Raw genomic sequence first — 20333 nt, 5'->3', positions numbered from 1 at the left:
GCCATCATGGCAGCCAAGGACGTAAAATTCAGCCGCGACGCGCGCGAGCGTATCCTGCGCGGCGTCGATATCCTCGCCGATGCGGTGAAGGTGACGCTGGGGCCAAAGGGCCGCAACGTCGTGATCGAAAAGAGCTATGGCGCGCCGCGCATCACCAAGGACGGCGTCACCGTCGCCAAGGAAATCGAGCTCAAGGACAAGTTCGAGAACATGGGTGCGCAGATGCTGCGCGAAGTGGCCTCGCGCACCAACGACAATGCCGGTGACGGCACCACCACCGCGACCGTTCTCGCCCAGGCGATCGTCCGCGAGGGCATGAAGTCGGTCGCGGCCGGCATGAACCCGATGGACCTGAAGCGCGGCATCGACGTCGCGGTCGAGAAGGTCGTCGCCGACCTCCAGTCGCGCTCGAAGCCTGTGTCGGGCACCAAGGAAATCGCCCAGGTCGGCATCATCTCGGCCAATGGCGACACCGTCGTCGGCGAGAAGATCGCCGAGGCGATGGAGAAGGTCGGCAAGGAAGGCGTAATCACCGTCGAGGAAGCGAAGGGTCTCGAATTCGAGCTCGACGTCGTCGAGGGCATGCAGTTCGACCGCGGCTACCTGTCGCCGTACTTCATCACCAACCCCGACAAGATGACCGTCGAGCTTCAGGACCCCTATATCCTGATCCACGAGAAGAAGCTGTCGAATCTGCAGGCGATGCTCCCGATCCTGGAAGCGGTCGTCCAGTCGGGCCGTCCGCTGCTGATCATCGCCGAGGACATCGAGGGCGAGGCGCTCGCCACGCTCGTCGTGAACAAGCTGCGTGGTGGCCTGAAGGTCGCCGCCGTCAAGGCGCCGGGCTTCGGCGATCGCCGCAAGGCGATGCTCGAGGACATTGCGATCCTGACCAAGGGCGAGATGATCTCCGAAGACCTCGGCATCAAGCTCGAGAGCGTCACCGTCGGCATGCTCGGCACCGCCAAGCGCGTGTCGATCGACAAGGACAACACCACCATCGTCGATGGCGCGGGTGATGCGGATGCGATCAAGGGCCGCACCGAAGCGATCCGCGGGCAGATCGAGAACACCACCAGCGATTACGACCGCGAGAAGCTCCAGGAGCGTCTCGCCAAGCTCGCCGGCGGCGTGGCCGTGATCAAGGTCGGCGGCGCGTCGGAAGTCGAGGTGAAGGAGCGCAAGGATCGCGTCGACGACGCGCTGCACGCGACCCGCGCGGCGGTCGAAGAGGGCATCGTTCCCGGTGGCGGCACGGCTCTGCTGTACGCGACCAAGGCGCTCGAGGGCATCAACGGCCAGAACGACGACCAGACGCGCGGCGTCGATATCGTCCGCAAGGCGCTGACGTCGCTGGTTCGCCAGATCGCCAGCAACGCTGGTCACGACGGTGCGGTGGTGTCGGGCAAGCTGCTCGAGGGCAACGACCCGACGCAGGGCTTCAACGCGCAGACCGAGAAGTACGAGAACCTGATCTCGGCCGGCGTCGTCGACCCGACCAAGGTCGTCCGCACCGCGCTCCAGAATGCGGCGTCGGTCGCCGGTCTGCTGATCACCACTGAAGCGGCGGTGTCGGAAGTCCCCGAGGACAAGCCGGCAATGCCGATGGGCGGCGGCGGCATGGGCGGCATGGGCGGGATGGACTTCTGATTTTGGACGGGAGCAGCGAAAGCTGCTCCCGACACAAAATCAGAACGGCCGGCGAGGCGGTGGCCTCGTCACCGCTCTCGGCCGACGGCGCGGATTCACTCCGCGCCACTACCCCGAAATCAGAAGGGCCGGTGGCTATCCCATCGGCCCTTTTGCTTGCCCCCGATACAGCATCGCGACGTTGCAGCGCGCGTAGCGCTTGCCGAACTCCTCCATGATCCTCGCGTCATGGACGAACCCCGCTTTCTCGTAGAGATGCACGCCCGCCGCGCCCTTGCTGCTGCTTAGCAGGTACAATCGGTCGCATCCCAATTCGAACGCCCGCGCGATCATCGCATTGAGCAGCACCGCCCCCGCGCCCAGCCCGCGTGCCTCGGGCACGACACCCATCTTGGTCAGCTCGAACTGGCGTTCGCCGGTCTTTTGCAACCCGCAGGTGCCGACGACGCCCATTTCGGAATCCTCGACGAACAGGATCGCGCCGCCCGGATCGACGATCCGTTCGCGCGGATTTTCGAGCACCTCCACGTCGGTCGGCTCGAGCGTGTACATATCCGCGATCCACTGCGCGTTGATGCGGTAGAAATCGGGGGCGAGGTCGTCGCTGAACTCGCGGATCGTGAAGCCGGCCATGGCGCCGATCCTACGGTGCCTTGCCCGGGCAAAACACTCTTTTCTTTCGCGGCGCGGCGCGACACAGTGCGCGCAACCTTTCTCATTTTCCGGAGTCCGCCATGCCCGTTCTGTCCCGCCGCGAAGCCCTGGCCGCCACGGCCTTGGCCGGGCTCGTTGCCACGCTTCCCGCCTGGGCGCAGGAAGCGGGCGGGGCGCAATGGGACTTGACCGATCTGTACCCCAGCGACGCCGCGTGGGACGACGCGCGCAAGAAGGCGCTCGCCGACGTGCCGGGGCTGACCAAGTACAAGGGCCGGCTCGGCGAGAGCGCCGACACGTTGGCGACATTCATGGTCGCGCAGTCCGACCTCAACCGCACGATCAGCCGCATCTTCACCTACGCCAGCCTGAACGCCGATGCCGACCTGCGCGTCTCCGCCAACCAGGAGCGCCAGGCGCAGGCGATCGACCTGTACACCGCGTTCGGCGAAGCGGTGTCGTGGGTCAGCCCCGAATTGCTAACGATCGGCAAGGCGAAGATCGACGGGTTCGTCGCGAGCAACGCGACGCTGAAGAAGCGCTTCGATTTCGCGCTGGCCGACACGCTGCGCCAGGCACCGCACACGCTGAGCCCCGAAAGCGAGAACCTTCTCGCCGGGGTGGGCGCGCCGTTTTCGGGGCCGAGCGACATTCGCGAGCAGCTCGTCGCATCGGACATTCCGTGGCCGACCGTCACGCTATCGACCGGCAAGCAGGTGCGGCTCGACGACCAAGCCTATACGCTCAACCGCGACGCGGCGAACCGCGCCGACCGCAAGCTCGTGTTCGACACCTTCTGGGCCGAATACGGCAAGTTCCAGAATTCGCTCGGCGCGGCGTACCTCAGCCATGTGAAGGCCGACATCTTCCGCAAGAAGGCGCGCAAATACCCGACCTCGCTCGCGATGGCGCTGTCGGGCAACAACGTGCCCGAGGCGGTGTACCGCTCGCTGGTGGCGGAGACGAACAAAGGCCTGCCGCAGCTGCACCGCTATTTCGAACTGCGCCGGCGGATGCTCGGTCTGCCCGACATGGCCTATTACGACATCTACCCGCCCCTCGTCGCGCTCGACAAGCGCGTAACGGTGCCCGAGATGCGTGGGATCACGATGGCGGCGGTCAAGCCGCTCGGTCCTGAATATGCCGAGATCTTCGCAAAAGCGACTGCGGGCAAATGGATGGACCCGCTGCCACGCCCCGGCAAGAAATCGGGCGCGTACATGAACCCCGGCGCGGCATACGACGTGCACCCGTACTTGCTGCTCAACCTGGGCGAGAATTACTCGGGCCTGACGACCTACGCCCACGAATGGGGCCATGCGATGCACACGTTGCTCGCGAACAAGAACCAGGTGTACGAAAAGGCCGATTACTCGATCTTCACCGCGGAGATCGCCTCGACCTGCAACGAAGTGCTGCTCGCCGCTTACTCGGTCGCCAATGCCAAGACCAAGCAGGAGAAGATCTTCTATCTCGGCCAGCAGCTCGAGGCCATTCGCGGCACCTTCTACCGCCAGGCGATGTTCGCCGAGTTCGAGCTCGCCGCGCACGACAAGGCCGAGGCGGGCGAAGGGCTGTCGGGCGAGAAGTTCAGCGCGATGTATCTCGACCTGCTCAAGCGCTATCACGGCCCGAAGGTCGCGGTGTCCGACACCTATGCGTCGGAATGGGCGTATATCCCGCACTTCTATAACAGCTTCTACGTTTACCAATATGCGACCTGCATCTCGGCGGCGTCGTATTTCGCGCAATCGATCCTGAAGGGTGGGGTGAAGGAGCGCGACAATTATCTGAGCGTGCTGAAAGCGGGCGGGTCGGATTATCCGTACGACGTGCTCAAGCGCGCGGGCCTCGATATGGCAAGCCCGGCGCCGTACCAGGCAGTGGTCGCGGCGTTCAAGGATACGCTCGACCAAGTCGAAGCGCTGACCGCTTGACGATGCGCGGTTAACCGGGTTGCGCGGTCGCATGGCCATAACGGGCATCATGCGCCGCGCAATTCCGTCGCTCGCCTACCTCGCGCTCGCGCTGGCGATGTTCGCCGCGTGGATGCATCCCGCGATCCTCGACCCGCGCAACGTGGCTTGGCTGCTCGACGGCAGCGACCGCGGGCAGAACAGCATGGGACTGATCGCCTATCTGCGCTCGGGCACGTGGCCGGGGCTGCACGACCCGTTGCTGATGGCGCCAGACGGATTTCCCGTTGCCCTGACCGACAGCAATCCGTTGCTCGGGCTGTTGCTCAAGCCGTTCGGCCTGCCGGTGGGGTGGCAAGTGACCGGCCCATGGCTGCTCGCTTGCGTGCTGCTCCAGGTCGCCTTCGCGCGCGCTCTGGTGACTCGCTACGTCGCCGATCCGCTCGCGGCGTTCCTCGGGACGGCGCTGCTCGCGATCAGCCCGGCGCTGATTGCGCGGTACGGCCACGTCAACCTGTGCGCGCATTGGCTGATCCTGTGGGCGCTGTGGGTATTCGTCGATCCCGAACGGTCGCGGCGTGCGGGATGGTGGGCTGCGGTGCTCGGAGTCGCGTTGCTGGTCCATCCGTATCTCGCGGTGATGGCGGCGGCGATTTGGGCAAGTGCGGTGCTGCGGTGGTTAGCGGTCGAGCCTGAGACGTGGCGGCGAACGGCGGTCGGTGCACTGGCGGTTGCCGTGCTGCTGGCGGGGATCGCATGGTGGCTCGGCTTCGTCGGGCTCGATGCGCTCCCGACCGGAAGCTACGGCCAGTTCGGCATGGCGCTCGACGCGCTGTGGAACCCGGGCAATCCCGATTATTCGGCGCTGCTGCCGGGGCTGACCACGACCGCGGCGCAGGGGTTTGAGGGACTCAATTATTTCGGCGCGGGGCTGCTGCTGCTGGTCGTCGTCGCGATCGGCGCAGCGGTGATGCGGCGCGAACGGATCGCCGATCTACCGCTGGTCTGGTTGCTCCCGGCGTTCCTCGCGCTGACGGCGATCGCGGTCGGCCCGCATCTAGTCTGGCGCGGGCAAATAGTCGCGTCGCTGCCTCTCCCAGATCAAGTGCGCGATGCGCTCGATCCAGTGCGCGCGGCGGGGCGGCTGTTCTGGCCGGTCGGTTATGTGATCGCGCTGGCGGCGATCGCCGTCGCGGGGCGGTTGCCGCGCGCGAGCCTCGTTCTGGGCGTCGCGCTGGCGGTCCAGCTGTTCGACCTGGCCCCGATGGTCGCGGCGGTGCGCGCGACCAGCGCGTCGGTCGACAACGCGGTCTATCGCCGCACGCGCAACCCCGCGTGGCCGGCGCTGGTCGAGCGTGCCTCGTCGATCGAGTTCGAGCCGGCGACGCCGTATCTAGAGCAAGCGGTGCGCGACGAACTGACGTGGCGGGCAATCACCGCGAAACGCGCCGTGCCGCTGCGCTATTTCTACGCGTCGCGCGAACCCGCCGCGATCCGCGCCCAGCTCGATGCCGACACCGCGGCGTTCCGTGCCGGGCGGATCGACCCGACGCGGCTCTACGTTGTTCTCGACAAAAAAATCCCGCTCGCGCTGATGAACCGGATCCAGCTGATCGACGGCGTGGCAGTGATCGCGCCGGTCAGTCCTTCATTGCGGAAATGAGCTTCTTCACTTCCTGACTGCGTCCGCGCGGCGTGATGAGCACGTCGGTGCCGTTGGCGACGACGATCAGGTCGGTCACACCGACCAGCGCGACGCGGACGCCATCGGCGTGGATCAGGCTGTTCTCGGTTTCGAGCGCGACGACGTCGCCCTTGCACGCATTGCCGAATTGGTCGCACGCGCTGAGCTCGTGGAGCGCATCCCAGCTGCCGAGGTCGCTCCACCCCATGCTGACCGGCACGACCGCGACGCGCTCGGCCTTCTCCATCACCGCATAATCGACCGATTCCGATGGTGACGCGGCGAAGGCGTCAGCGTCGGGGTGCACGCGCGACGCCTCGGTCCGGCCCTTCAGCATCGCCTGTTGCGCGGCGTGGAGCATGTCGGGCGCATGGACCGACAGCGCGCCCAGGAACGCATCGGCGCGGAACAGAAAGATGCCGCCGTTCCACACGTGATCGCCCGCCGCGAGCATCGCCTCAGCGCGGTCCTTTGGCGGTTTCTCCACGAAGCGCGCGACACGGTGGACGCGCGGCGCGATGCCCTCGCCGACATGGATCCAGCCATAGCCGGTTTCGGGCGCATGCGGGGCGATCCCGAACGTCACCAGCCAGCCTTGCTCGACCATCGGCAACGCCGCCTGCACCGCGGCATGGAAGGCGGCTTTGTCGGCGATGACATGGTCCGACGGCATCACCAGCAGCGCGGCATCCTCGCCCGCCGCCAGCGCCGCCAGCGCGATCGCCGGCGCGGTGTTGCGCGCCACGGGTTCGAGGATCAGCGTCCAGTCGCTGACGCCGATGCCGAGCAATTGCGCCTCGATCTCGTCGGCGTGGCGCGCGTTGGCGACGACGATCGGTGCACCAAACGTCTCGCCCGCGGTGCGCCGCGCGGTCAGCTGCAGCATTGTCTCGTCGGCGGTCAGCGCGAGCAATTGCTTGGGTTTTTCAGGCGTCGACATCGGCCACAGCCGCGTTCCCGACCCGCCCGACAGGATGACAGGAATGATCGTCGTCGCTTCGGGCATTCATAAGTCCTTTGCTGCGTGGATATATCTAGGCGTTTCCGGGAAATTGCCAAACACGCGAACGCGCCCGAGTTTCCCCGCATTCATCCTTCCTTTGTCAATTTCTGCGACACCGCACGCGACCGTGTCGGAAAAACTTACACGCCGCCGGTCACGAGGCGACGACGATGATCAGGCTGTTCAAGCACTATGTGCCGCATGCCGTTCTGTTTCTGGGGTTTCTCGACTTCGCGCTGCTGATCGCGGCGATGGAGGTCGGCTATACGTTGCGCCTGCACCAGCTCGGCAGCCTGGTCGAGCCGATGCGCGAGCGTGCGCTGCAATTGTTCGTCTACGCCGCCGCGCTGGAAATCGCGATGGTGGCGGTGGGCGTATACGGTGCCGACGCGCTGCAATCGTTGCGGCGCGCGACGGCGCGCATCCTGGTCGCGATCTCGCTCGGTGTGATCTTCCTGTCGGTCGTGTTCTTCCTGTCGCCGCAGCTCAGTTTCTGGCGCTCCAACCTGCTCTACGCGATGGGGTTGTCGGCGGTGGCGCTGATCGCGCTGCGCATCCTGCTCGGCAAGCTGCTTGGCGGCCATGTGTTCAAGCGCCGCATCGTGGTGCTCGGCGCGGGCCCGCGCGCGGCGCGGCTCAAGGCGCTGGCCGCGCAGCCGGGATCGGCGTTCGTCGTCGTCGGCTATCTGTCGATGAGCGAGAGCAACCGCGTCATTCCGGAAGCGATCGCGCGCGATGCGATTTACAACCTCGCCGACCATGTCGTTCTGCTCAACGCGAGCGAAGTCGTGTTGGCGCTGGAGGAGCGGCGCAACGCGCTGCCGCTCAAGGACCTGCTGCGGATCAAGACGACGGGCGTCCACGTCAATGAAATCTCGACCTTCCTCGAACGCGAAACGGGGCGCGTCGACCTCCAGTCGGTCAACCCGAGTTGGCTGATCTTTTCCGACGGTTTTTCGTCGGGGCGGATGCTTTCGAGCGTGTTCAAGCGGCTGTTCGACATCGCCGCCAGCCTGATCCTGCTCGCGATCACCGGACCGATCATTTTGGCGACCGCCATCGCGGTGAAGCTCGAAAGCAAGGGTCCGGCCTTCTACCGTCAGCGCCGCGTCGGGCTGTACGGCGTCGGGTTCGACTGCATCAAGCTGCGTTCGATGCGCGTCGATGCCGAAGTCAACGGCCAGGCGGTGTGGGCGGAGAAGGACGACCCGCGCATCACGCGCGTCGGGCGTTTCATCCGGAAAGTGCGGCTCGACGAATTGCCGCAATGCTGGTCGGTGCTCAAGGGCGAGATGAGCTTCGTCGGCCCGCGCCCCGAACGCCCGCAATTCGTCGAGGATCTCGAGCAGCAGCTCAATTATTACGCCGAGCGCCACATGGTGAAGCCGGGGATCACCGGCTGGGCGCAGATCAATTATCCGTACGGCGCGTCGATCGAAGACAGCCGCCAGAAGCTCGAATATGACCTCTATTACGCCAAGAATTATTCGCCGTTCCTCGACCTGCTGATTATCCTCCAGACGATCCGCGTCGTGCTGTGGCCGGAGGGCGCGCGCTGATGAGCGCGACCGTCATCCTGTGGGGGCATGCGCTCGCGGCGCTCCTGTTCGCGGGACTCGCGCTGTCGCAATTGCGCGACGGCGCGGCGAGCGTGCCGCGCACGGCGTTTCTCGTGGCGCTGGGGCTGACCGCGCTGTGGGCGCTGGCGATGGCGGGGATCGGCAGTGGCGACATGGTGTCGTGGGTCGCGGAGTCCTTGCGCAACCTCGGCTGGCTTGGGTTCATGTTCGCGCTGCTCCGCCGCGATGCTGGCGCGCGGCGCGATCGCGCGGTCAAGACGATCTATGGCGTCGTTGCGCTCGTCGCGGTGGCCGGGATCGGCCTCGCGGTGTTCCAGGCTTCGGCCGGCTCCGAGCTGGGGCGCGGCATCACGGCGGTGCGCATCCTGTTGCGGATGATGGTCGCGGTCGGCGCGCTGGTGCTGGTCAATCACCTCTATTCGCTCGTCGCGCCGGCTGCGCGCGGGGGCATCCGCATGGCCGTCATCGCGCTGGCGACGATGTGGCTGGCCGACTTGGCGCTGTACGCTGTCGCTTATCTTGGCGGCGATTGGCCTTTGGCGATGATCGCGGCGCGCGGGGTCGTGATGGTGGCGATCGTACCGATGCTGGCGATCGCGGTGCACCGCAACGGCGACTGGACGCTCAATATTTCGCGCACCGTGACGTGGCAGTCGCTGACGCTCGTCGCGCTGACGATCTATGCGATGACCACCGTGCTCGTGATCAGCGCGATCGAAGCGTTCGGTGGAGATTATGCGCGGGTCGCGCAGACCGCGTTCGTGTTCGGATCGGCCGCCGCGTTGCTTACCCTGTTGTCTTCTCCCGTGATCAAGGCGTGGCTGCGCGTCATGGTGGCGAAGCATTTGTTCCGTCACCGCTACGACTATCGCGCCGAATGGGTGCGCTTCACCGAAACCCTAGGCACGCCGGGCGAGAGTGCCCCGCCGCTCGAGGAGCGCATCGTCAAGGCGGTCGCCGACCTGACCGAGTCACCCGCAGGGCTGCTGCTCGTCGCCGATGGCGGCGCGTTGTCGGTCGGTACCGGCTGGCAATGGCACGGCGATCCGCCCGCGAGTGTAGCTGGTGAAGAACTCGCCGCGTTGCTCGCCGGCGGTGCGCGCATCGTCGAGCTCGATAGCGTGCGCGCGGGCCGCGCCACGGCGGAAGAGCTCGCCGCGGTGCCGCAATGGATGCTCGACCATCACGCCGCCTGGGCGGTGGTGCCGCTGGTCCACGTCAAGACGCTGATCGGCGCGATCCTGCTCGCGCGGCCGCCAATCGACCGCAGCCTCGACTGGGAGGATTTCGACCTGCTCCGCATCGCGGGTCGACAGGTTGCGAGCTATCTGGCCGAGGCGCGCGCGCACGAAGCGCTCGCCGACGCGCGCCGGTTCGACGAGTTCAACCGGCGCTTCGCCTTCATCCTGCACGACGTAAAGAACCTGGTGAGCCAGCTCACGCTCGTCGCGCGCAACGCCGAGCGCCACGCCGACAATCCCGATTTCCGCGCCGACATGATCGCCACGCTTAAGGATTCGGCGGGGCGGATGAACGACTTGCTCGCGCGGTTGTCGCAGCATCATTCGGGACGCGCCGACGATCCGCAGGCAATCGAATTGCTGCCGCTCGCCGAGCGCATCGCGAAGATGCGTGGGGGCAGTCGTGCAGTGGTTGTCACGGGTGATCGCGACGCGCTCGCGCTCGCGGATCCCGCGCGGCTCGAACAGGCTTTGGGCCATCTGATCCAGAACGCCGTCGAGGCGAGCAACGGCGGCGATCCGGTGACGGTGACCGTCGGGCACACCTCGATCGAGGTCGCCGATCGCGGCACGGGCATGAGTGCGAGCTTCGTTCGCGACCGGCTGTTTCGTCCGTTCGTGTCGACCAAGCACGGCGGGTTCGGGATCGGCGCGTTCGAGGCGCGGCAAGTCATTCAGGCGATGGGCGGGAGCCTCGACGTGGTCAGCCGCGAAGGCGAGGGCACGCGGTTCACGGTCACGCTGCCTCAGGCGCTGGCGCCGCACAACCTGGAGCACGCGGCATGAGCAATGTCATTTCTCGGCCCAAACTGCTGATCGTCGAGGACGATGCCGGGCTGCAGCGCCAGTTGCGCTGGGCGTATGAGGGGTATGAGGTCATCGTCGCGGGCGACCGGCACGGGGCGATCGACGCGGTGCGCGCTGAAGAGCCCGCGGTAGTGACGCTCGATCTCGGCCTGCCCCCCGATCCCGACGGGGTGACCGAAGGATTCGCGACGCTCGCGGAGATCCTGCGGCTGAAGCCCGACACCAAGGTCATCGTCGCCTCTGGCCACGGCGCGCGCGAAAGTGCGTTGCGCGCGATCGGCGAGGGGGCGTGGGATTTCTACCAGAAGCCGATCGACATCGACGCACTCGGGCTGATCGTCGCGCGGGCGTTCCACGTCCATGCGCTGGAGGCGGAGAACCGCCGGCTCGCCGCGTCGCCGGTCGCGGCGCTGGGCGAGCTGATCACCGCCGCGCCGGAAATGCTCAAGGTGACGCGCATGATCGAGCGCGTCGCCTCGGCCGACGTGTCGGTGATGCTGCTCGGCGCGAGCGGGACGGGCAAGGAAGTGCTCGCGCGCGGGCTGCACAATGCGAGCGGGCGCAAGGGCGCATTCGTCGCGATCAACTGCGCGGCGATCCCCGAGACGTTGCTGGAAAGCGAATTGTTCGGGCACGAAAAGGGCGCGTTCACCGGCGCGGTCAAGACGACCGAGGGCAAGATCGAACTGGCCGACAGCGGCACGCTGTTCCTCGACGAAATCGGCGACGTGCCGCTGCTGCTTCAGGTCAAGTTGCTGCGCTTCCTGCAGGAGCGCGTGATCGAACGGATCGGCGGGCGCAAGGCGATCCCGGTCGACGTCCGCATCGTCTGCGCGACGCACCAGGATGTCGACGCGATGGTGGCGTCGGGGAGTTTTCGAGAGGACCTCTATTACCGCCTCGCCGAAATCGTCGTGCGCATCCCGAGCCTTGCCGAGCGCACAGGCGACGCGGTGCTGCTCGCGCGGCATTTCCTCCACCATTATGCCAAAGCGATGAACCGGCCGTTGTCGGGCCTGTCGCCCGATGCGCTGGCGGCGATCGACGCGTGGGGTTGGGCGGGCAACGTCCGCGAGCTCGAAAACCGCATGAAGCGCGCGGTGATCATGGCCGACGGCAAGCACGTCACCGCCGCCGACCTCGACCTGGGCGGCAGCGACGAGCCCGAGGCGATCAACCTGAAGGCGGTGCGCGAAACCGCCGACCGCAAGGCGATCCGCCACGCGCTCGCCCGCGCCGAGGGCAATATTTCGAACACTGCCAAGCTGCTCGGGATCAGCCGCCCGACGCTCTACGATTTGCTCAAGAGCTACGACCTCCAAGCCCAGGACCGCGCATGAGGATTCTCGCCAAAGTCGCCTTGGGCGGCACCGCCCTGGCCGCAATCGCCGGTGTCGCGCTCGCGTTCGCCGCCCCGGCCCGCGCCGATTCCGCCGCGGCGAAGAACGATCTCGTGCTCAGCCTCGGGCTGCTCAAGGACGGCAATTTCAACGCGGCACGGTCGTATGCGCAAAAGGCGATCGCGGCCGATCCCAAATGGGGGCTGGCGCACGCGGTGCTGGCGCGGACGTTCCTCGCGCTGGGCGACGGAGTGGGGGCGGAGTCCGAACTCGGCCGCGCCGCCACCAACGGCTTCGACATGGCGCGCGGGCACCAGATGCTCGCCGACGCCTGGCTGATCCAGGGCGACGCCAAGCGCGCGATGGCGGAGGCGGACAAGGCGGACCCGCGGTTTGGTGGTTACGCCACGCGGGTAACGGCGAAAGCGCTGGCGCTGCAAGGCAAGTCGCCCGACGCGATCGCCTTGCTCGGCGAGTTGCTCAGTGTCGATCCGTCCAACTCCTATGCCTGGTCCGACCTAGCGCGGATCCGCTACAACGCCGGAGACATCGCCGGGGCGAGCGCCAACGCGCAGCGTGCGGTCGCGCTCGATCACGCGAACCTCCAGGCGCTCACGCTTCGCGGCGAACTGGTGCGCGAACAGTTCGGTCTTGCCGCTGCACTGCCGTGGTTCGAGGCGGCGTTGCAGCGCGATGCCTATTTCCACCCCGCGCTGATCGAATATGCCGCGACGCTCGGCGATCTGGGGCGGTACACCGACATGCTCGCCGCGACGCGTCGTGCACTCGCGGCACGACCGGGCAGCCCGCAGGCGCTCTACCTCCAGGCCGTGCTCGCGGCGCGGGCGCAGAATTACGACCTAGCACGCAGCCTGATGCAGCGCACCGGCGGCGCGATCGACGACCTCCCCGGCGCACTGCTACTCGGCGGGACGCTCGATTATCAGGCGGGCGCCTACGAACAGGCGATCGGCAAGTGGCGCGAACTGGTTGGACGCCAGCCGCTCAACATGACCGCGCGTCGGCTACTCGGCGCGGCATTGCTCCGCTCGGGTGACGCCAAGGGTGCGCTCGACGTGCTGCGACCGGTGGCGTTGCGCGGCGACGCCGACAGCTACACGCTGGCGCTGGTCGGCCGCGCGTTCGAGGCGACCGGCGAGCGCGACTGGGCAGCCAAATACCTCGACCGCGCGGCGTGGCCTGCGGCGGACGGCGTGACGCCGTTCGGCACCGACGACGGGCTGGCGGTGCTCGCGAACGCAGCCAACAACGATCCCGGCAACCCTGTCGCCGCGGTCGACATGATCCGCGGACTGATCGACGCCGGGCAGTCGGGCGGCGCGCTCGACCGCGCCCAAGCGCTGGCGGCGGCCAACCCCGGGGCGCCCGCTGCGCATCTGCTGGTCGGCGACACGCTGATGACGATGGGACGTTTTGGGGACGCCGCCGACGCTTACCGCCGCGCCGCCGACATCAAGTTCGACGAAGCGACGATGCTGCGCACGGTCGATGCGCTCGACTATGCGGGTCGTCGGCCGGAGGCGAACAACGTGCTGGCGCTTTTCCTCGGCCAGCATCCGGAGAATGTCGCCGCGCTTCGGCTCGCCGCGCACTGGCAGATCGCGGCGCGCGATTGGGACGGCGCGATCGGCACGCTGGAGGATCTGCGCTCGCGCGTCGGGTCGCGCGACGCCGGACTGCTCGCCGAACTGACCTATGCCAATATCGGCGCGGGGAATGACGATGACGCGCTCGATTACGGCGCGGCGGCGTATGAGATCGCGCCGATGAGCCCTGCCGCGACCGACGCTTATGGCTGGGCGTTCTATGCCGCGGGGGACGCGGACAAGGCGAAGGATTTGCTCGAAAAGGCCGCGCTGTTGGCGCCCCGCGCGCCCGGCATTCGCTGGCACCTCGCGCAGGCCTATGCCGACCTCGGCCGCAATGCCGAGGCCAGGGCGCAGATCGCGCTGGCGCTGGGCGGCGCGAGCTTCACCGACCGCGCGCCGGCGCAAGCGTTGCTCAAGACACTGGGCTGAGTGTAACGCGGGTCGGTGACCGACCCGATCGACCGCATCGCCGCCGCGCTCGAGCGGATCGCGCCGCCGGCGCCCGCCGATGCCGATCCGCTGGGGCACCCTGCCTATGTCTGGCGCGACGGCCGGCTAGTCGCGGCGCGTGCTTTCGATCCGCTACCGCTCGACCTGTTGCTCGGCGTCGAAGCGCAAAAGGAGGCGCTGGTCGAGGATTTCCGGCGGCTCGCGGCGGGTCATGCCGCGCAGGACGTACTGCTATGGGGCGCGCGCGGGAGCGGCAAGTCGGCACTGGTGAAGAGCGCGGTCGCGGCAGTCCAGGTCGACGGCGGTGCGCTGGCGTTGATCGAGGTCGCGGACATGGCGGGCTTGCGCGCGCTGTTCGACCGCATCGACGGCCTGCCTCGCGCCTACATCCTGTTCCTCGATGATCTCGGGTTCGACGCGGCGCACGACGCCCGAGCGCTGCGCTCGCTGCTGCAGGGCGGGGCGGAGGCGCGACCGGTCAACGCGCGGCTGGTCGTCACCTCCAACCGCCGCCACCTGATCCCCCGCGACATCGCCGAGCAGGAAAGCGCCATCAACCCGCGCGACGCGGTCGACGATCATCTAGCGCTGGCCGACCGGTTCGGACTGAGCCTCGGGTTCCACGTGCTCGATCAGGACGGCTATCTCGCGATCGTGCGCAACTATGCCGCGCGGTTTGATTTGCCGTTCGACTCCGACGAAGCGATCGGCTGGGCGACGCGGCGCGGCAGCCGGTCGGGGCGCGTCGCATGGCATTACATCATCGATCTCGCCGGCCGCACGGGCCGCAGCCTACCTTTCTGATTGATCGTGATCAATTTTGGCCCGGATCGGCTTGACTCTCGGAGGCGTAACGATGCCGAATTCGGCCATGGCGAGACTGGGGGAACTCGATTTGCCGGATCGGCTGGCGCCGACCGTTCCGCGCTGGGCGACGCAGCTTGGTGTTGCGTTGTTGTGTGCGGCGGGGATCGAGATCTGCCGCGCGGTTGTCAACGCGATCGCGCCGGGATCCGCGGTGTTCGCGCTCGTCTTCCCGGCGGTGATGCTGGCAACGCTCATCGCACGCTGGCAGTCGGGCACGATGACCGCGGCGATCTCCATCGTCTACACCTTCTTTGTCGTCTATTTGCCGACTGCAGGAGCGGCGACGCGAACGGTGGTCAACCCGCGCTTTGCGGTGTTTGCCATCGCGGTCGCGGCGCTGCTGACCATCATCCTCGCCGAAACCTTTCGCCGCGCCGTGCATCGCGCAACCGCCGAGCGCGACCGCCAGATCGCCGACCGCGACCTGATGCTCAGCGAGTTCGAGCATCGCGTGAAAAATAATTTCGCGATCGTCGCGGGGATGCTCGACATCCAGCGGCGGCGGGTCGGCGAGGGCGCGGCAGCGGATGCGCTGAGCGCCGCGATGATGCGGGTCGACAGCATCGCACGCGCGCACCGACACCTCTATCGCGGCGCGCAGGGCGGAGAGGTCAACGTCAAGGATTACCTCGACGATCTGTGCGCCACACTGTCCGACGCGCTGTTGTTGCGCGGTGGCGTCACGCTTGCCTGCGATGCCGACCCCGCGTTGATCGAGCGCGACCATGCCGTGTCGATCGGCCTGATCCTCAACGAGCTGGTCACCAACGCCGCCAAACATGCGTTCGGGGGACGTGAGAGCGGCTCCATCGCGGTATCATGGAAGCGCCGGGCCGAAGGCGGCTGGCGGCTTACCGTCGCCGATGACGGCGTGGGCATGCCGCCCGGGCCCAAAACCGCGCGGCGCGACGGCGGGCTCGGCCAGCGCCTGATCGAAGCGTTCGCGCACCAGGTCGGGGGTACGCTGACCACGGCGAGTGACGAGCAAGGCACGCGCGTCACGATGGACGTGCCCGATTGACCGAGCGCGTCTTGTGGCGCGTTGGCTCGGACATGCAGCGATTGTGGTTCATCACCAATCCGCAGTCGGGCGCGTCCGACGAGGCCAAGGTCGAAGCGATCCTGGCCGTGTTCGCAGAGCGGGGGTTGGTACTGGCCGGCAAGACCGACTTTCCCGAGGATGATCTCCCGACACCCGGCGCGTTGGTCAAGGCACGGGCCGACACCGTGGTGCTGTTTGCCGGCGATGGCACGATCAACGCGGCGGTCTGCGCGCTCGCCGGTTGGGATGGCGCGATCCTCATCCTGCCGGGCGGCACGATGAACATGCTCGCCAAGACTCTGCACGGCGCCGCCGATCCGGCGGCGATCATCGTGGCGGCGCACGAAGGCGCGCGCCGGGTTGCCTTGCCGTGTGTCGAGGCCGGCAGGTACCGTGCGATGGTCGGCCTGATCGTCGGGCCGGCGGCGAACTGGTATCGCGCGCGCGAGCGAATCCGGGAGCGCAAGATTGGGGCGCTATGGCCGGCGATCCGCGCCGCGTGGCGGCGCACGTTCGGTCGCGGTATTCGGCTGGTCGGGGCGTCCGGTTTCCCCAAGGAAGCGCAAGCGGCCTATGTCCGCCCGCACGAGGACAGGCTGGCGGTCGCCGCGATCGACGCGCGCGATTTCCGCTCGATCGCCGACCTGGGATGGAACTTGATCACCGGCGACTGGGTTGCCGCTCATGCCGTGACCGCCGTCGAAACGCCCCGCCTGACGATTGCCGAGCGCCGTCCCGTACTCGCGCTGTTCGATGGCGAGCCGGTGATGCTCGACCCCGCTACCGTCATCACCACGGGGCGCACCGCCGCGCAGTTCGTGACCACGTTGTGATCCGGCTGTTCCACGTCAGCGACGTCCATTTCGGCCGCGAAGACAAGGCCGCGGTCGCGTGGTTCGACGCGCTCGTCGCGGCGGAGCAGCCCGACGCGGTGGTGATGACCGGCGACCTGACGATGCGCGCGCGGTCGCGCGAGTTCGCCGCAGGGCTCGCCTGGCTGCAATCGCTCGGCCGGCCGGTGACGCTGGAGGTCGGCAATCACGATCTGCCGTACTGGAACATGCTCGACCGGATCTTTCGGCCCTATCATCGCTACCACGCGATCGAACGTGTGATCGAACAGCCGCTCGACCTGCCGGGCGTGACGATCGTGCCGCTGGTCACGACGCGCCGCGCGCAGTGGCGGTTCAACTGGTCGAAGGGTTATGTCAGCCGCAACGCGTTGCAGAAAACGCTCAATTTGATCGCCGACGCGCCGAAGGATCGGCTGATCTTCGTCGCTGCGCACCACCCGTTGATCGAGCCGCACACCCGCGCGTCGGCGCAGACGCATCGCGGGGCGGAGGCGATCGCCGCGCTGGCCGTCGCCGGCGCGAACGCGGTGCTGACGGGGCATGTCCACGACGCGTTCGACATCGCGCACAAGGTCGACGGCCACACGATTCGCATGATCGGCGCTGGCACGTTGTCCGAACGCACCCGCGCCGACCCGCCCTCGTTCAACGAGATCCGGATCGGCGGTGGCGCGTTCGAGGTAGTGTGCCGCAAGATGACGTCGCAGCCCGACACCGTGCTCCCGGTGGAGAAGCCGCAGCCCGCTTGACCCAACGCTACCCGCCGATAGGCTGAAGGCATGCGCACAGCCTTAGCCCTGCTCCTCGCCACGCCGCTGCTGATCAGCGCGGCGCCGTCCTACGATAGCCGCGTCGTCGCCGTCCTGGCGAAGACGCCGCTGATCGACGGGCACAACGACTGGGCGGAAACGCTCGCCGACAAGGCGGGCGATGCGCGTTGGACGATGGACCTGACGCGGCTCGATCCGAAGCAGTACAACACCGACATCACGCGGCTCCGCGCGGGCCATGTCGGCGGGCAGTTCTGGTCGGTCTATGTCTCGGCGAGCCTGCCGGGGTCCGAGCAGGTCAAGGACACGCTCGAACAAATCGCGCTGATGAAGGAAATCTTCCGCCGCTATCCGAACGTCTTCGCGCAGGCGGCCACCGCCGCCGACGTCCGCCGTATCCACGCGCAAGGGCGGATCGCGAGCATGTTCGGGGTCGAGGGCGGGGGGCAGATCGACGGAAGCTTCGCGGTGTTGCGCGCCTATCGCGCGCTCGGCGCATCGTACCTTACGCTCACGCATTCGAAGACGATCGCCTGGGCGGATTCGGCGACCGATGACCCGCAGCACGGCGGGCTGACCAAGTTCGGCGAAGCGGTGGTGCGCGAGCTCAACCGCCTCGGCATGCTGGTCGACCTGAGCCACGTCAACGAGGACACGATGCTCGACGCGCTGCGGGTGTCGAAGGCGCCGGTGATCTTCTCGCATTCCTCGGCGCGCGGGCTCGACGACAGTCCCCGCAACGTATCCGACAAGGTGCTAAAGCTGCTCGCGGCGAACGGCGGCGTGATCATGGTCAATTATGCACCAGGGTACGTGTCCGAGGCGCGGCGGCGCTGGGATGCGGACCGCAACGCGGAAAAGGGCCGCTATTACTCGCCGCCCTATGGCGGGCTGTATATCGGCCAGCCCGAGCGGGCGAAGGCGGCGCTGGCGCAATGGGAGCGCGATCATCCGCGCCCGGTCGTGACGCTAAGCCAAGTGGCCGATCACATCGAATATATCGTCAAGGTCGCGGGGATTGACCATGTCGGGCTGGGCGGCGACTTCGACGGGATCGACGGCAATTTGCCGGTGGGCCTCGACGGGGTCGACACCTATCCCGCGTTGCTCGCGGAGCTGATGCGGCGCGGGTGGAGCGACGAGATGATCGCCAAGCTTGCCGGCGGCAATATCCTGCGCGTGATGGAAGCCGCCGAGCGTGTCGCGGCGAGCATGGCGGATGTCCCGCCCGCGACCGCGACGATCGCGATGCTCGACGGCAAGTGACCTTCACGACGCGAATCGCGACGGCCGACGACATCCCCGCGATCACGGCGCTGATGGACCGCGCGATCAGCGAACTGCAGCGCGCATTCCTAAGCGACGAAGAGATCGCGGCCAGCCGCCTCAGCATGGGACTCGATACACAATTGCTCGCCGACGGCACCTATGTCGTGGTCGAGGATGAAGGCCGGATCGTCGGGTGCGGCGGGTGGAGCTGGCGCGCGACGCTCTACGGCGGGGACCACAACCCGGCGCTACGCAATGCCGCGCCGCTCGACCCGGCCAGGGACCCGGCGCGGATCCGCGCGATGTATACCGACCCCGATCATGTCCGGCGCGGGATCGGGCGAATGGTGCTGGCCGCGAGTGAAGCGGCGGCGAAGGCCGCGGGGTTCACGCGCGCCGAACTGATGGCGACGCTGGCGGGCGAGTCGCTCTATCTCGCGTGCGGGTACGAACCGATCGAGCGCGTCCAAAAGATGAGCGAGGGCGGCGTGCCTGTCCCGGGCGTCAGGATGGGAAAGGTGCTCGGCTGAGCGGCCGAAAGTTTACACTAGGTTTACACTAGCGAAATCGTTTCGCGGACGCGCGCCGCCGGCCAATCGGCGAAAGTCACGCGACGTCGCCGGTGGCGTGCGACGAAGCGAGTGGACGGGCGGCGATGAGAAAGAGCGAATCGCCAGGCTGACACGCGAAATCCTACATTTGAAGAAAATTCGGACGCGGCGAGGGGAGAAGCCGCCCCGCTCGCTCGTTCAGGCCCCTGCAACGATCCCGTTGATACGACGTTTCGCCCCAAGCCGCTTGCCGCGTCCGCCGCGACGGTGAACATCCGGGGCGAAGGGAGAATGCGTATGGCGATCCGCGGATTGCCGGTAGTGAGTGTGACGATCGGGCTGGCGGCAAGTCTCGCCGGGTGCACCCAGCCGCAGGTCCCGCCGCCCGCGGTCGTGGCGACGCTGCCGCCGCCGCCAGCGCCGCCGCCGCCGGCCATGCCCGAGGGCGGCTATCGCGATTACCAGACTCCCGCCCAGCGGTCCGACGGTAGCTATGTCACGCCGAACTTCGAGATGACCAACGCGGCGGCGGTGTGGCACCTGCGCGGCGCGCTCAACGTCGCGGCGCTGGCGTGCGATCAGGCCGGCGGCGGCGTGCTCGAGGGATACAATGCGTGGATCAAGGCGCACCCGGCGGCGCTCGACGCGGCCGCGCAGCAATACCTCCACGAATGGGAGGAAACCGGCTGGGGCGACTGGCGCGACGCGTATGAGGCGCAGCAGACGCGGCTCTACAATTTCTACAGCCAGCAGACGATCCGCGTCGCATTCTGCGCGGCCGCGCGGAACGAGATCGGCACTGTCGCGACGGTCGCCGATGCCGACCTGCCGGCGTATGCGCGCGCCGCGCTCAAGCGGCTCGATAAGCCATTCATCGATTTCTACACCGCGTTCGATGCGTGGCGCGACTATTACGCGCCCAAGGTCCCGCCGCCGAAGTTCGTCGCGACGATCCCGGAAGAGCCGGTTGAGGCGTCAGCGCCGTCGGCGCCCGTCACTAGCGCTCAATCCGTTCCGGTCGTACCTACCGGCGGGACGCCCTGAC

The 20333-nt window shown here is 67.3% G+C and carries 16 protein-coding genes; 14 read left to right on the top strand and 2 right to left on the bottom strand.

Translation table 11 applies throughout. The features are described 5' to 3' along the window. The first annotated feature begins 6 nt into the window (after nt 1–6). The gene (gene groL / locus E7773_RS02825; RefSeq protein WP_293987833.1) at nt 7–1650 is read left to right on the top strand and encodes a chaperonin GroEL; all 1644 of its coding nucleotides are present in this window, start codon (nt 7–9) and stop codon (nt 1648–1650) included. Between the two features lie 135 nt (nt 1651–1785). Here groL and E7773_RS02820 read toward each other — a convergent pair whose 3' ends face one another. After that, entirely contained in the window at nt 1786–2283 is a 498-nt protein-coding gene (locus E7773_RS02820; RefSeq protein ID WP_293987830.1) for a GNAT family N-acetyltransferase, read from the bottom strand. A 101-nt stretch (nt 2284–2384) separates the two neighbouring features. Here E7773_RS02820 and pepF point away from each other — a divergent pair, with 101 nt between their 5' ends. After that, nucleotides 2385–4241 (top strand): oligoendopeptidase F, encoded by a 1857-nt coding sequence (gene pepF / locus E7773_RS02815; RefSeq protein ID WP_293987827.1) that lies wholly within the window; start codon nt 2385–2387, stop codon nt 4239–4241. 49 nt (nt 4242–4290) lie between these two features. Then, a complete protein-coding gene (locus E7773_RS02810) occupies nt 4291–5883 on the top strand; it encodes a DUF6311 domain-containing protein (RefSeq protein WP_293987824.1) in 1593 nt (530 codons plus the stop codon). On the opposite strand, the gene E7773_RS02805 is transcribed toward E7773_RS02810, so the two are convergent. Then, nucleotides 5861–6910 (bottom strand): mannose-1-phosphate guanylyltransferase/mannose-6-phosphate isomerase, encoded by a 1050-nt coding sequence (locus E7773_RS02805; protein WP_293987822.1) that lies wholly within the window; start codon nt 6908–6910, stop codon nt 5861–5863. The two genes, E7773_RS02810 and E7773_RS02805, sit on opposite strands and share 23 nt — an antisense overlap. Before the next feature lie 167 nt (nt 6911–7077). Here E7773_RS02805 and E7773_RS02800 point away from each other — a divergent pair, with 167 nt between their 5' ends. The 11 genes from E7773_RS02800 to E7773_RS02750 all read left to right on the top strand — a co-directional run bounded on the left by E7773_RS02800 (nt 7078) and on the right by E7773_RS02750 (nt 20332). Continuing rightward, nucleotides 7078–8466 carry a TIGR03013 family XrtA/PEP-CTERM system glycosyltransferase gene (locus E7773_RS02800; RefSeq protein WP_293987819.1) on the top strand — a complete coding sequence of 463 codons (1389 nt, stop codon included), beginning with the start codon at nt 7078–7080 and terminating at the stop codon, nt 8464–8466. Further along, the gene (gene prsK / locus E7773_RS02795) at nt 8466–10514 is read left to right on the top strand and encodes an XrtA/PEP-CTERM system histidine kinase PrsK (protein ID WP_293987817.1); all 2049 of its coding nucleotides are present in this window, start codon (nt 8466–8468) and stop codon (nt 10512–10514) included. The genes E7773_RS02800 and prsK overlap by 1 nt, the downstream gene beginning before the upstream one ends. After that, nucleotides 10511–11875: a PEP-CTERM-box response regulator transcription factor gene (gene prsR, locus E7773_RS02790; RefSeq protein WP_293987815.1), complete on the top strand. Its 1365-nt coding sequence runs from the start codon at nt 10511–10513 to the stop codon at nt 11873–11875. Before prsK ends, prsR begins: the two co-directional genes overlap by 4 nt. Continuing rightward, the gene (locus E7773_RS02785) at nt 11872–13914 is read left to right on the top strand and encodes a tetratricopeptide repeat protein (RefSeq protein WP_293987813.1); all 2043 of its coding nucleotides are present in this window, start codon (nt 11872–11874) and stop codon (nt 13912–13914) included. The genes prsR and E7773_RS02785 overlap by 4 nt, the downstream gene beginning before the upstream one ends. Before the next feature lie 15 nt (nt 13915–13929). Then, nucleotides 13930–14739: a DUF815 domain-containing protein gene (locus E7773_RS02780; protein WP_293987810.1), complete on the top strand. Its 810-nt coding sequence runs from the start codon at nt 13930–13932 to the stop codon at nt 14737–14739. A gap of 67 nt (nt 14740–14806) precedes the next feature. Further along, nucleotides 14807–15823 (top strand): sensor histidine kinase, encoded by a 1017-nt coding sequence (locus E7773_RS02775; protein WP_293987807.1) that lies wholly within the window; start codon nt 14807–14809, stop codon nt 15821–15823. Then, a complete protein-coding gene (locus E7773_RS02770) occupies nt 15820–16677 on the top strand; it encodes a diacylglycerol kinase family protein (protein WP_293987805.1) in 858 nt (285 codons plus the stop codon). The genes E7773_RS02775 and E7773_RS02770 overlap by 4 nt, the downstream gene beginning before the upstream one ends. Further along, on the top strand, nt 16674–17447 hold the full coding sequence (locus tag E7773_RS02765; protein WP_293987802.1) for a metallophosphoesterase: 774 nt from the start codon (nt 16674–16676) through the stop codon (nt 17445–17447). The genes E7773_RS02770 and E7773_RS02765 overlap by 4 nt, the downstream gene beginning before the upstream one ends. 30 nt (nt 17448–17477) lie before the next feature. After that, nucleotides 17478–18734, top strand: a complete 1257-nt coding sequence (locus E7773_RS02760) for a dipeptidase (protein WP_293987800.1) — start codon at nt 17478–17480, stop codon at nt 18732–18734. Between the two features lie 53 nt (nt 18735–18787). Then, a complete protein-coding gene (locus E7773_RS02755) occupies nt 18788–19267 on the top strand; it encodes a GNAT family N-acetyltransferase (RefSeq protein ID WP_293988220.1) in 480 nt (159 codons plus the stop codon). Between the two features lie 312 nt (nt 19268–19579). Beyond that, nucleotides 19580–20332: a hypothetical protein gene (locus E7773_RS02750; RefSeq protein WP_293987797.1), complete on the top strand. Its 753-nt coding sequence runs from the start codon at nt 19580–19582 to the stop codon at nt 20330–20332. Nucleotide 20333: the final 1 nt, after the last annotated feature.

Origin of the sequence: Sphingomonas sp. (assembly GCF_004799495.1) — a bacterium.
GTDB lineage: Bacteria > Pseudomonadota > Alphaproteobacteria > Sphingomonadales > Sphingomonadaceae > Sphingomonas.
The sequence above is the reverse complement of the archived record's forward strand: the minus strand, read 5'-3'. Positions and strand labels throughout refer to the sequence as shown.